Here is a 13,176-nt window from a genome sequence, read left to right on the forward strand (position 1 = left end):
AGAAAACGTTTGCGTAGGGATTTCCATGCCCTACAGAAATAAAAATGGCGCTGAAAAAACATTCAACGCCATACTGCCTTTCGCCTCTTCAGGGCGCGTCAGACAGGGGTTCCGGCCCTCTACTCCTTTAAAAAAGAGAGAGTTAGTTCGGGCTGTAGCCCATGACCACGCCGCTAAGTCCTGAAATCTGCTTCAGCTCGCCAAGCTGGCCTTTCAGCTTATCCTTCGAAGTATCCGGCCCCACGAGGATACGAGTGATTTTACCCTGCACCGGCGTCGAAGGCGACGTGTAAACTTTAAAGCCGGAAGCGCGCAGCTTACCAACAATTTCGTTGACCTTATCGGCGTTCTTCAGCGCGCCCAGCTGCACAACATAAGCTTTGCCGGTCGGCGCCGGAATTTCAGCCTGCTGCTGCGGTTTAGGCGGCGGCGTCTGCGCCGTAACCTGCTGCGTCTGCGGTTTCTCTACCGGCTTAGGCTGAGGCTTCGGCTGAGGTTTCGGCTGCGGCTTCGGCGTCACAACCGGCTCCTGGACCACATCAAAACTGTTGTTGTTCACCGGTATTCGCGACGGATCCAGCGATGGCGCAGCGGCATCGCCTGCTCGCACCTCTTCCGCCGCCCCTTCCGGAGGCTGCGAAGGCAGCGCCTGAGTCGCTGCAGGTAACATATCCGGCTCATCGCGATCCCCCGGCTTTGGCACCAGCGGGATCGCGGCAAACTCATCCTGATAATGTTTTTTCTGACCATCCAGCAGCCCTGGCAGGATAATCACCCCCAGCGCCACCAGCACAATCGTCCCGACTAAACGGTTCTGAAACTTACTCGCCACCGATTCTCCCCGCGTCTATTTCTTCCATTACATGCGCCACCGTGTGGAATGAACCACATACCAGCACCGTATCTTCAGGTCTGGCGTCCGCCATCGCGGCATGCCACGCCTGCGCGACGCTAATATAGACTTTGCCTGTGCGCAAATGTTCCAGCAGCTGCTCCGCCGTGGCTCCACGCGGCCCTTCCAGCGGCGCGCAGTACCAGTCGTCAACTTCCGTCTGCAGATTTGCCAGCGTACCTGCGATATCCTTGTCATGCAGCATACCAATAACCGCCAGCACGCGCCCCGTTTTCGATAAGGTTCTGAGACGCCCCGCGAGATATGCCGCCGCATGCGGGTTATGGGCAACATCAAGGATCGTCCGGGGAGCCTCGCTGATTATCTGGAATCGCCCCGGCAGCATCGCGCGTTGTACGCCGTCGCGAATCGCCTGCTCGCTAACCTTAAGCCCGCTGGCGCGCAAGGCCGCAATCGCCGTAGCCGCATTCGGCATCGGAACCTGCGGCAGCGGCAGGTCGGTCAACGCCCCCTGCCGATCGAAGAAAGACCAGCCTTGTTCCCCGGCCTCGTACCGCCAGTCAACGTCACGGCGCAGGAGCCGCGCCCCTTTTTCATCCGCCACCTGAGCAATGGTCAACGGCATATCAGGTTCACCGACGATGGCCGCTTTGCCGGCGCGGAAAATACCCGCCTTTTCGCGGCCGATGCTTTCGCGATCCGGCCCCAGCCAGTCAGTATGATCGAGGGCGATACTGGTCACCACCGCCACGTCGGCATCGACGATATTGGTCGCATCCAGGCGGCCGCCCAGGCCCACCTCAAGAATCACCACATCCAGCCGCGCCTGCTGAAACAGCCACAGCGCGGAAAGCGTGCCGAACTCAAAATAGCTCAGGGAAATCTCACCGCGCGCGGCTTCAATTTCGGCAAAAGAGGTAGTGTGCGCCAGCTCCGTCAGCTCCTCGCCCTGCACGCGCACCCGCTCGGTGTAGCGTACCAGATGCGGCGAACTGTAAACTCCAACCTTGTAGCCCGCCGCCATCAGCGCCGACTCCAGGGTACGGCAGGTAGTGCCTTTACCGTTGGTTCCCGCCACCGTGAAGACAAACGGCGCCGGTTTTAATACCGCCATCCGCTTCGCGACCTCGCTGACGCGCGCCAGGCCGAGATCGATAGTTTTGCTGTGCAGATGCTCCAGATAAGAAAGCCACGTAGCCAAGGGCGACGCGGCCTGAGGAATAGGTTGTTTTTCCATGATGTCCGGCAAGAGTTAAGATCGCTACGCGTATAAAAAAGGGCAGCGCCGTCAGGCCTGCCCTCTCCATTATCAGGCCTCTGGTTCCTGATCCGGTACCGGCGGCACCACCTCGCCTTCGTGAGCGGGTTCCGGATTTGGCGCCGGAAGGTTCATCAGCTTCGCCAGGATACTGGCCAGCTTCAGACGCATTTCCGGGCGGCGTACGATCATGTCGATCGCCCCTTTCTCAATCAGGAACTCGCTGCGCTGGAACCCCGGCGGCAGCTTCTCGCGAACGGTCTGCTCGATAACGCGGGGACCGGCAAAGCCGATCAGCGCTTTTGGCTCAGCGATGTTGAGATCGCCCAGCATTGCAAAACTCGCCGAGACGCCGCCCATGGTTGGGTCGGTCAGCACGGAGATATACGGCAAGCCGCGCTCCTGCATTTTCGCCAGCGCAGCGGAGGTTTTCGCCATCTGCATCAGCGACATCAGCGCTTCCTGCATACGCGCGCCGCCGGATGCGGAGAAGCAAATCAGCGGGCAGTTGTCTTCCAGAGCCTGCTCAACCGCGCGAACAAAGCGCGCACCGACCACGGAGCCCATTGACCCGCCCATAAAGGAGAATTCGAAAGCGGCGGCAACAACCGGCATATCGTGCAGGGTGCCTTTCATGACCACCAGCGCGTCTTTTTCGCCGGTCTCTTTCTGGGCGGACGCCAGACGGTCTTTATACTTTTTCGAATCGCGGAACTTCAGCACATCTTTCGGCTCGAGCTCGCTACCCAGCTCCACGAGGGAACCTTCGTCCAGCAGACTATGCAGGCGGTTGCGCGCCGACATACGCATGTGGTGATCGCACTTAGGGCAAACCTCCAGGTTGCGCTCCAGCTCTGCGCGGTACAATACCTGTCCGCAGCTGTCGCACTTGGTCCATACACCTTCAGGAATACTTGCCTTACGGGTGGGGGTTATATTGCTTTTAATTCGTTCAATCCAGCTCATTGATAACCTTTCTACCTGAACCTGGTCGATGCCAGTTTTGTCGCAAGGGGCGCATAATGCCATTTTTGCCCCTTACAGACCATGAATGTTGCACATTAAATCATAACATCCCGTAACATGGGATAAAAAAGTGGTCGAACCGCTCACACTTCACTCTACGGACGGCGGCATACCGCCCGAAGATCGTCGCCGCGTTATTTCGCCTGTTTCGCCGCCGCCCGCTTGTGGCGGATGACTTCAATCACGCCAGGCAATACGGAGAGGACGATAATCGCCACAATCAGCAGCTTAAGGTTTTCCTGTACGATCGGCAAATCGCCGAACAGATAACCCGCATAGGTAAATAACAGCACCCACAGCAGCGCGCCAACAACGTTATACATCGCAAAATGACGATAGGACATATGCCCCATTCCCGCCACAAACGGCGCAAACGTTCGGACGATCGGCACGAAACGCGCCAGAATGATAGTTTTACCGCCGTGGCGTTCGTAGAAGCTATGGGTCTTATCCAGGTAGCTGCGGCGGAAAATTTTCGAATTGGGATTGCTGAAAAGCTTTTCACCAAACAGCCGGCCAATCGTGTAGTTCAGCGCATCGCCAACAATCGCGGCAATGACCATCAGCAGCACCATTAAATGCACGTTGAGATCGTTGGTCGGCAGCGCGGAGAGCGCGCCCGCCACAAACAGCAGAGAATCCCCCGGCAGGAACGGCGTGACCACCAGACCGGTTTCGCAGAACAGAATCAAAAATAAAATCGCGTATACCCAAATACCGTACTCCGCGACCAGCTCAGCCAGATGCACATCAATATGCAGGATAAAATCAATTAAAAAGTGAATCAGGTCCATAGTTTGCGTTAGCCCTTAATAACCCGGTTAGTCCGCCAGAAACAGCGGGCCCATCGGCATGACCGGGAGGTCGTAGCGGGCCGGGTAGTCCACCGACACCAGATACAATCCTTCCGCCTTTGCCGTTGCGGCGGCAAGCGTCCTGTCTTTTGCCGCCAGAAGTTCTGCAATCCAGCTCTCTGGCTGGTTACCGGCACCTACTTCCATCAGACTGCCGACAATGTTCCTTACCATATGATGTACAAAGGCATTCGCTTTGATGTCCACCACCACATATGCACCATAACGGGTGACGTTGATGTGCATCACGTTGCGCCACGGCGTGCGCGACTGGCACTGTACCGCACGAAACGAGGTGAAATCATTCTCTCCCAGCAGACACTGAGCGGCGCGCTGCATCCGCTCCGCATCCAGCGGCAGATAATAATGGGTTACGCCGCGGCTCAATACCGCCGGCCGCAGACGATGATTATAGATAACATAACGATAGCGACGCGCCGTGGCGCTGAAGCGGGCGTGAAAATCTTGCGGAACCGGCTTCACCCAGCGCACCGCAATGTCGCCGGGTAAATTGGCATTCACGCCCAGCGTCCATGCGGCATCCTGACGCTGCGCGCGCGTTTCAAAATGCACCACCTGACCGGTGCCGTGAACGCCGGCGTCCGTACGGCCGGCGCAAAAAACGTTAACAGGCTCGTTCGCCACCTGCGAAAGCGCCTTTTCCAGCTTCTCCTGCACGCTGCGAACTTCATTCTGCCGCTGCCAGCCGTAGTACTTGCTGCCATCATATTCGATGCCCAGCGCAATTTTGTAGACCGGCGGCTGCTCCATCTCAGACATCAGTACAGATACTCCTGAACCAGCTTCTCAGCGATTTTCACCGCCATCAGCGCGCCGCCAAAACGGACGTTATCGGCAACGGACCAGAACTGCACCTGCTCCGGCATCCCGTAATCGTTATGCACGCAGCCGACGGAAAGGCGGCCATTACCGGAAGCATCGCCGACCTGCGTCGGGAACTCGCCCTCTTCTGACAGCTCGATATCTTCGCCGCGGCTAAGGGCATCGCGCGCCTCTTCCGCCGCCAGCGGGCGCTGCGCTTCAAAGCTGACCATCTGTGCATGACCGTAGAATACCGGCGACTGAACGACGCTTGCGGAGATCATCAGGCCGTCATCCTGCAGAATTTTGCGGACTTCATCGACGATACGACGCTCTTCGCGCACGCTTCCTTCCCGATCGGGCAGCAGCGGCAGCATATTGAACGCCAGCTGGCGGCCGAAGAAGTCGTCCTCATCGATCGGAACACCGTTAAGCAGTTTGGCGCTCTGCCCCGCCAGCGCATCGACCGCTTTTTTACCGTGGGCGGAGGCGGACAGCAGGTTGGTCACGCTGATGCGCGACAGGCCGCCCTGATCGATCAGCGGTTTTAACGCCGACAGCAGCTGGCTGGTCAGGCTATTCGGTACCGCAATAACGTTACGATTGCGGTAATCCGCCAGCACGAACGGGTTGACATCCGGCACCACCAGCGGCACGTCCGGCTCCAGCGCAAACAGACCGCTTAAATCAATCACCAGGCAGCCCGCGTTTGTGGCGTCGTCGATATACGCCGCGGTCGCTTCGACGCCGGCGGCAAAAAAGGCCAGTTGGACCTGGGTCCAGTCGAATTCGGTCGCATCCTGTACGACAACCGACTTGCCCGAAAAGCGCAGATGTTCCCCAGCGCTATCGCTTCGAGCCAGGGCATAAATATCCCCCACCGGGAACTGACGATCGGCAAGCGTTTCGAACAGGGCTTCGCCTACGGCGCCCGTTGCGCCCAGTACGGCAATATTCCAGCCTTCAGACATGGTGGTGTACTCCAGAAAAAAGCGGCCCTGCCGGATTATCCAGCAGGAGCATTAAGATGATATTAACGAACAGGATGATGTACGGCGTTGAAGCCCAGCTGGCGCAACAGCGTCGCCGCCTGCACATCGCTGCACTGCACGTACAGCGAAGACCATTCACGGCGTTCCTGATAATTTTTGCGCAGTTTGTCGAACTCGCCCGCAACGCCCGCGACTTTTCGCAGCGGCGCATCATCGCGGCGCACATCATACACCAAATGCGCCAGCCGTTTTAGCGTTGCCTGATCGAGCGGCCCGTGCAGCGTAATGCGGCCAAATTCCGGCGCCGGCAGCAATGTGTCCAGCGCCACCTGCTGCGGATGACCAATAAACGCGCTGTAGGCCTCAAAAACCTGCGTCGTGCCGCGCGCTTTTCCTTCAAGGGTATAACCGGCAATATGCGGCGTACCAATATCCACCCGCTTGAGCAATTCGGTATTCAGGTCCGGCTCCGGCTCCCAGACATCCAGTACCACGCTTAACGACTGATTGGCCTGCAGCCGCTGCAGCAGCGCGGCGTTATCCACCACAGGCCCACGGCAGGCGTTGATTAAAATCGTCCCCGGCTTCAGGCGGCGAATCAGCGCCTCATTCGCCAGGTGCAGCGTTTTGTACTGCCCTTCCTTATAGAGCGGCGTATGGAAAGTCAGAATGTCCGCTTCCTGCACCAGCTCGTCGAGGGTGTGAAAATCGCCCTCATCGCCACGATCGGCGCGCGGCGGATCGCAAAGCAGGGTTTTTATTCCCAGCGCCTCAAGGCGCTTTTGCAGGCGCCCGCCCACGTTACCGACGCCCACGATCCCGACGGTACGGTCGCTAAGCGCAAAACCATCGCGCTCGGCCAGTATTAACAGCGCCGAAAACACATATTCCACCACCGCGATAGCGTTGCAGCCCGGGGCAGCGGAAAAGCCGATTCCCGCCTGCTGCAGCCACGCCTGATCGACATGATCGGTACCCGCCGTCGCGGTGCCAACAAATTTGATCGCCTTGCCGGAAAGCAGCGCTTCGTTAACTTTGGTGACGGATCGCACCATCAGCGCATCGGCGTCATTCAACGCATCGACCGGGACAGGGCGGCCAGCAACGGCCTTGACTTCCCCCAGGCGGCTAAAAAGCTCGCGCGCATAGGGCATATTTTCATCAACGAGGATTTTCACGGTTCAGTACCTGTCTGAGAGCGAGAGTAAACCGGGGAAGTGTGCCATAATCTGGCCGCCAGGAACATCATCACCCGGCCCTTAGTACAGCAATACGCAAAGGATTAATCATGACGCAACCCGTTTCAGGTATGTCCGAACGCCCTCCGGGATCGGGCGAACCTCCGCTCACCACTCAGCAGCGTACCGCGCTTGAGCGGCTCATTACGCGCCTGGTGGCCTTAACCTCGCAGCAAAATGCGGAAGTGTGGGCCTGCGTAAAACACGATCTTAGCCTGAAAAACGACGCGCCGCTGCTGGCAAGCCATTTTGCCGCCGCCGAGCACAGCCTGAACCAGCGCTTAATCCTCGCCCAGCAAAATCATCACCGTCGGCAAATCCTGGCGCAGCTGAGCGAACTGCTGAACCAGGGCAACAATCGCCAGGCGGTCAGCGATTATATTCGTCAGCATGACGGTCAAACCGCACTGCATGCATTGACCCAGCCGCAGCTGGAGAATGTTCTGCAACTCCTGCAAAGCGGCCAGCTGTCGATTCCTCAGCCGCAGCAGCGCCCGCCAACGCATCGTCCGCTGCTGCCAGCGGAGCACAACACGCTCAATCAGCAGGTGACCAAACTCGCCGCGGCCACCGGCGAGTCCAGCAAGCTTATCTGGCAATCCATGCTGGAGCTAAGCGGCGTCAAGAGCGGAGAGCTGATCCCGGCGACCCACTTTACGCCCCTCTCCTACTGGCTCCACGCGCGGCAAACGCTCAGTTCTCAGGCTGCGCCGACGCTGACCTCGCTGCAGGCCGCATTAAAACAGCCGCTTGAAGCCGCGGAATGGCAAAGAGTGATGGATTTTGCCCAAACCCACTGGCACGCGACGGCGCAAACGCCGCTCAGCGCGGCTCAGCTGCTGACGCTGCTTAACAAAATTTTCGTGCTCAGGGTCGCCAGAGCCCAGGAGACGCTGGCGATCCCGCCGGTTCAGGCGCCTTCCGCCTCACCGTGGCTGGCATTGAAAAAACCGTGGGTTATCGCGCTGGCAGCTATCGTGGCGCTTGGCCTGCTGTGGCTGGTGATTTAAAGACATCTCATCGGCCCGCATGGCGGGCCGAATGAAAGCGCTACTTACGCAGCGACACCAGGGTAACCAGGATCCCCAGTACGGCGCATATTGCCGCGGCCAGGAAGACCGAAGAGTAGCCCAACGAAGTCGCGAGCAGCCCGGTAAGCGGGCCGGTGACGCCGTAGGAGATATCCTGAAACGCGGCATAGCCGCCAAGCGCCGTTCCCCGTACCTGCGGCGGTACCCGCTTCACGACCTCGACGCCCAGCGCCGGGAAGATAAGCGAGCATCCGCAGCCAGTTAGCGCCGCGCCAGCCAGCGCGATCCAGGCATCGGGCGCCTGCCAAAGCAGCGCCAGGCCTATCGCTTCAATCAGCAGCGAAACGATGGCCACTTTTACCCCGCCGAAGCGATCCGGCATCCAGCCAAACAGCACGCGCATCAGCACGAATGCCCCGCCAAACGCGGTCAGCGTAAAGCCGGCCATCGCCCAGCCGTTGCTGGCGAAATACAAAGAGACAAAGGTGCCAATTACCGCGAAGCCAACGCCCTGAAGGCCAAGACCGATACCGGGCCGCCAGATCATCCCAACCACGCTCCACAGCGACGGGCGCTCGCCGCCGTGAGCAGGAATTTTACGCACCGTGCCGTTAATCGCCCAGGCCACTAACGGCAGTACCATGGTGACGCAGGCCAGCGCCGCGACGCCGTAATGGCTGTAGATTAGCAGCCCCAGCGGGGCCCCGGCCGCCAGCGAGCCGTAGATCGCCATGCCGTTCCATGACATGACTTTACCGGATCGCATGGGACCCACCAGCCCCATCCCCCAGCTTAAATTCCCGGTGAGCAGCTGGCTTTCCCCAAACCCCAGGATCAGGCGGCCAAGCACCAGCAGGCCAAACTTCGCCATCACCGGCACTGGCAGCAGCGCGGCGCACAGCCAGGCGCCCCCCGCCAGCGCGCAGGCCAGCATCCCCTGCAGGACAGAGCGTTTGGCGCCGTACTGGTCGGCAAGGCGGCCGGCATAGCCGCGGGTTAATACGGTCGCCAGAAACTGAATACCGACAGCGATGCCAACCATGGTGTTGCCGAATCCCAGTTCCTGATGGACAAACAAGGGGATAACCGGTAGCGGTAGGCCGACGGTCATATAGGTCAGAAAAACGGCGAAAGTGATGCGAAACAGCGAACCATTCGCTGAAGGGGTATGTTTTGTTTCAGTGACTGCGGACATGCTTTACTCCAGTTCGCAGAGTAAGGCGAGGTGATAGCCACGCCCCCTCCACCTGATTATCAGGGTTAAGGCGCGTTGGATGACGTTAAACGCTTACGCATTATCTGAGAGACTAATGTTGTGGCAGGAGTTTGCCTTTTCGCGCAGGGGTCTGTCAAGAATACAAAAAGGGGAGCCAACGGGCTCCCCTGGTAAAGCGTGCTCGTTATGCGCTGTATTTGCGCATCACCAGCGTGGCGTTAGTCCCGCCAAAGCCGAAGCTGTTAGACATCACGGTCTTCAGCGCGCGTTCAGTCGGCTCGGTCACGATATTCAGGCCAGCCGCCTGCTCATCCATCTCTTCAATGTTGATGCTCGGGGCAATAAAGCCGTGTTCCAGCATCAGCAGGGAGTAGATAGCTTCCTGTACGCCAGCGGCGCCCAGGGAGTGGCCGGTCATCGCTTTGGTCGCGGAGATAGCCGGGCTGTTATCGCCAAAGACTTCACGAATCGCCCCCAGCTCCTTCACATCGCCTACCGGGGTAGAGGTGCCGTGGGAGTTCAGGTAGTCAATCGGCGTATCAACGCCGTCCATCGCCATCTTCATGCAGCGAACCGCGCCTTCACCGGACGGGGCAACCATGTCTGCGCCATCGGACGTTGCGCCGTAGCCAACGATTTCAGCATAGATGTGCGCGCCGCGCGCCAGGGCATGTTCCAGTTCTTCAACCACAACCATGCCGCCGCCGCCCGCGATAACGAAACCATCACGGTGGGTGTCATAGGTACGAGACGCTTTTTCCGGCGTTTCGTTGTATTTGGTGGACAGCGCGCCCATCGCGTCGAATTCACACGCCATTTCCCAGCACAGCTCTTCGCCGCCGCCGGCAAACACGATATCCTGTTTGCCCAGCTGGATTTGTTCAACGGCGTTACCGATGCAGTGGGCGGAAGTCGCGCAGGCGGAGCTGATGGAGTAGTTCACGCCGTAGATTTTGAACGGTGTTGCGAGGCAAGCGGATACCGCTGACGCCATCGCTTTGGTCACCACGTAAGGGCCAACCGCTTTCAGGCCGCGCGGGCTACGCATTGCGTCAGCGCCGAAAACCTGAGATTTAGAAGAACCGCCGGAACCGGCGATCAGACCCACGCGCGGGTTTTGCTGATAGACTTCATCTTTCAGGCCAGCATCTTCAATAGCCTGCTGCATAGAGAGATAGGAATAGATTGAGGCATCGTTCATGAAACGAACCACTTTACGGTCGATCAAGCCGGTGGTGTCCAGTTTGACGTTGCCCCATACGTGGCTGCGCATTCCCGAATCTTTAAACTCTTCAGAGAAAGTGATCCCGGAGCGTCCTTCACGCAGAGATGCCAGGACTTCCTGCTGGTTATTACCAATACTGGAAACGATGCCCAGGCCAGTAATCACTGCACGTTTCATTCAATACCTCTGTAAGTCGCACTATAGTAAGTTTCGAGTCGCACAATAGCGTACACTTGTACGCCGAACAAGTCCGATCAGCCAATTTGTGTATAAATTTGCGCCCTCAGGCACACATCGTTAAGATCGTTCTACGCCTTGTGATTCGAGTAACTTACGTGAAACAAAACGCCATACAACCTGCCAACCTGGAATTCAACGCTGAGGGTACACCTGTTTCCCGAGATTTTGATGATGTGTACTTTTCCAATGACAACGGTCTGGAAGAGACGCGCTACGTCTTCCTCGGCGGCAATCGGCTCAATGAACGCTTTCCAGGGCATCCCCGCCCGTTTTTTGTGGTTGCCGAAAGCGGGTTCGGTACCGGCCTCAATTTCCTCACGCTGTGGCAGGCGTATGACGTTTTTCACCGCGAGAATCCACAAGCTACCCTGCAAAGATTACATTTCATCAGTTTCGAAAAATTTCCGCTGAAAGCGGACGACCTGCGCCTCGCTCACCAGCGCTGGCCGGAGCTTGCAACCTGGGCCGAGCAGCTGCAGGCGCAGTGGCCTCTGCCCATCGCGGGCTGCCATCGTCTGCTGCTGGACGAGGGCCGGGTCACGCTGGACTTGTGGTTTGGCGATATTAATGAGCTGACCAACGGGCTCGATGATTCGCTTAATCGGCAGGTGGATGCCTGGTTTCTCGACGGCTTTGCCCCCGCAAAAAACCCGGACATGTGGACGGCGGAGCTGTTTGCGGCGATGGCCCGTCTGGCCAGACCCGGCGGCACCCTGGCGACCTTCACCTCCGCCGGTTTTGTGCGCCGCGGGCTGCAGGAAGCCGGCTTCAGCATGCACAAGCGCAAGGGTTTTGGCCGCAAGCGCGAAATGCTCACCGGTGAAATGCTTCAGACGCTGGAGATCCCCGCACGCGCGCCGTGGTTTGCCCGCAGCGGTACGGAACAGCGCGATGCGGCAATCATCGGTGGGGGGATCGCCAGCGCCCTGCTCGCGCTGGCGCTGCTGCGCCGCGGATGGCAGGTGACGTTATACTGCGCCGACAGCGCGCCGGCCGAAGGCGCCTCCGGAAACCGCCAGGGCGCGCTCTATCCGCTGCTCAGCCAGCACGATCCCGCCCTGGCCCGCTTCTTCCCGGCGGCGTTTACTTTCGCCCGCCGTCTGTACGACACGCTGCCGGTGATGTTCGATCATGAATGGTGCGGCGTGACGCAGCTGGGCTGGGATGTCAAAAGTGCGCAGAAAATCGCTCAGATGATTGAGCTTAATCTGCCGCCGGAAATCGCCGTCGCCGTGGACACCGAGGCCGCAGAGCAACAAACCGGTGTCGAAACCGGCTGCGGGGGCATCGCCTATCCGGCAGGCGGCTGGCTTTGTCCGCAGCAGTTAACCGCTGAGCTGCTGGCCCTCGCCGCGACTCGCGGACTCCGCGTTCACTACGATTACCCGGTAGAGGCTCTCAGCGCAGACAATAGCGGCTGGCAGTTAAACCAGCGCCAGTACCACGAGGTCGTGATACTGGCCAACGGCCATCAGTTGACCCGCTTCAGCCAGACGGAGCATCTTCCCATGTACCCGGTTGCCGGTCAGGTCAGCCATATTCCGACAACGCCAGGGCTATCGAAATTGCGCCAGGTCCTGTGCTACAACGGCTACCTGACGCCGCAAAACCCGCATAATCAGCAGCACTGCATTGGCGCAAGCTACCACCGAGGACAGGCAGATGCCGCGTTTAGCGCCGACGATCAGCAGCAGAATCGGCAGCGCCTGATTGACTGCTTCCCGCAGGCGGAATGGACGCGGGAAGTAGACGTGAGCGCGAATCAGTCACGCAGCGGCGTGCGCTGCGCAACCCGCGATCATTTGCCGATGGTCGGCAACGTGCCTGATTATGACGCTACCTTAAGCGCATATGCCTCGCTGGCTGAACGCCAGGAGCAGGCCGGAGAAGCGCCGGTTTACCGCAACCTGTATATGTTGGGCGCGCTGGGTTCACGCGGCCTGTGCTCCGCGCCGCTGGCGGCTGAAATTCTGGCGTCGCAAATGAGCAATGAGCCATTACCGATGGATAAAGAAACGCTGGCGGCGCTGAACCCTAACCGGCTATGGGTCAGAAAGCTGCTGAAAGGGAAAGCGGTGAAATAATCGAGGGAAAATCGGGCCCGGCGGAGCGATCGCCGGGCTTTGGCAGAAAGCAGAACTATTTCTGCATCGCCTTCTGATACAGACTGTTCCACATTTCCTGCACCAGAATCTGATCCGGCGGCGACAGTTCGCCCGCGCTGATGGCTTTTGCAAGGCTCTGGGCGACTTTGTCATGCACCGCTTGCGCAGTATGCTCGCCCTCTCCTTCCAGCTCGGCCACCGCCAGCGTCAGGTGGCCGCGCAGATAACCGCCGGCAAACAGTTCGTCATCACTGGCGTGGTCGACCATATTATCAATTAACGCCAGAATGCGTGATTCAAACTCCGCGATCATCTT

General features: G+C 58.9%; 12 protein-coding genes. 2 read left to right on the forward strand and 10 right to left on the reverse strand.

The genetic code is table 11. The features are described 5' to 3' along the window. Positions 1–142: 142 nt before the first annotated feature. The 7 genes from dedD to pdxB form a co-directional block, all read right to left on the reverse strand. Positions 143–832 carry a cell division protein DedD gene (gene dedD / locus KOSB73_RS22020; protein ID WP_004870885.1) on the reverse strand — a complete coding sequence of 230 codons (690 nt, stop codon included), beginning with the start codon at positions 830–832 and terminating at the stop codon, positions 143–145. Then, positions 822–2,090, reverse strand: a complete 1,269-nt coding sequence (gene folC, locus KOSB73_RS22025) for a bifunctional tetrahydrofolate synthase/dihydrofolate synthase (protein ID WP_098140997.1) — start codon at positions 2,088–2,090, stop codon at positions 822–824. The genes dedD and folC overlap by 11 nt, the downstream gene beginning before the upstream one ends. 72 nt (positions 2,091–2,162) lie before the next feature. Continuing rightward, complete coding sequence (gene accD / locus KOSB73_RS22030) at positions 2,163–3,077, reverse strand: acetyl-CoA carboxylase, carboxyltransferase subunit beta (RefSeq protein ID WP_004870882.1); 915 nt, start codon at positions 3,075–3,077, stop codon at positions 2,163–2,165. A 194-nt stretch (positions 3,078–3,271) separates the two neighbouring features. Further along, entirely contained in the window at positions 3,272–3,931 is a 660-nt protein-coding gene (locus tag KOSB73_RS22035) for a DedA family protein (protein ID WP_004123217.1), read from the reverse strand. 27 nt (positions 3,932–3,958) lie between these two features. Next, positions 3,959–4,771 carry a tRNA pseudouridine(38-40) synthase TruA gene (gene truA / locus KOSB73_RS22040; RefSeq protein WP_004870879.1) on the reverse strand — a complete coding sequence of 271 codons (813 nt, stop codon included), beginning with the start codon at positions 4,769–4,771 and terminating at the stop codon, positions 3,959–3,961. Beyond that, positions 4,771–5,784 (reverse strand): aspartate-semialdehyde dehydrogenase, encoded by a 1,014-nt coding sequence (locus tag KOSB73_RS22045; protein WP_024359288.1) that lies wholly within the window; start codon positions 5,782–5,784, stop codon positions 4,771–4,773. The genes truA and KOSB73_RS22045 overlap by 1 nt, the downstream gene beginning before the upstream one ends. Positions 5,785–5,846: 62 nt before the next feature. Next, the gene (gene pdxB, locus KOSB73_RS22050; RefSeq protein ID WP_098140999.1) at positions 5,847–6,983 is read right to left on the reverse strand and encodes a 4-phosphoerythronate dehydrogenase PdxB; all 1,137 of its coding nucleotides are present in this window, start codon (positions 6,981–6,983) and stop codon (positions 5,847–5,849) included. A 110-nt stretch (positions 6,984–7,093) separates the two neighbouring features. On the opposite strand from pdxB, the gene flk reads away from it, so the two are divergent. Beyond that, positions 7,094–8,053, forward strand: a complete 960-nt coding sequence (gene flk, locus KOSB73_RS22055) for a flagella biosynthesis regulator Flk (protein WP_004870874.1) — start codon at positions 7,094–7,096, stop codon at positions 8,051–8,053. Between the two features lie 40 nt (positions 8,054–8,093). Here the strand turns inward: flk and KOSB73_RS22060 are convergent, their stop codons facing one another. Both KOSB73_RS22060 and fabB read right to left on the reverse strand, forming a co-directional pair. Continuing rightward, the gene (locus KOSB73_RS22060) at positions 8,094–9,269 is read right to left on the reverse strand and encodes an MFS transporter (protein ID WP_049088433.1); all 1,176 of its coding nucleotides are present in this window, start codon (positions 9,267–9,269) and stop codon (positions 8,094–8,096) included. 205 nt (positions 9,270–9,474) lie between these two features. After that, entirely contained in the window at positions 9,475–10,692 is a 1,218-nt protein-coding gene (fabB, locus tag KOSB73_RS22065; protein WP_004123236.1) for a beta-ketoacyl-ACP synthase I, read from the reverse strand. A gap of 158 nt (positions 10,693–10,850) precedes the next feature. Between fabB and mnmC the strand changes: the two genes are divergently transcribed. Next, on the forward strand, positions 10,851–12,839 hold the full coding sequence (gene mnmC, locus KOSB73_RS22070) for a bifunctional tRNA (5-methylaminomethyl-2-thiouridine)(34)-methyltransferase MnmC2/FAD-dependent 5-carboxymethylaminomethyl-2-thiouridine(34) oxidoreductase MnmC1 (protein ID WP_098141042.1): 1,989 nt from the start codon (positions 10,851–10,853) through the stop codon (positions 12,837–12,839). A 55-nt stretch (positions 12,840–12,894) separates the two neighbouring features. Here mnmC and KOSB73_RS22075 read toward each other — a convergent pair whose 3' ends face one another. Continuing rightward, entirely contained in the window at positions 12,895–13,173 is a 279-nt protein-coding gene (locus KOSB73_RS22075; RefSeq protein ID WP_024359292.1) for a YfcL family protein, read from the reverse strand. Between the last annotated feature and the right edge of the window lie 3 nt (positions 13,174–13,176).

Source organism: Klebsiella grimontii, assembly GCF_900200035.1.
Taxonomy (GTDB): Bacteria; Pseudomonadota; Gammaproteobacteria; order Enterobacterales; family Enterobacteriaceae; genus Klebsiella; species Klebsiella grimontii.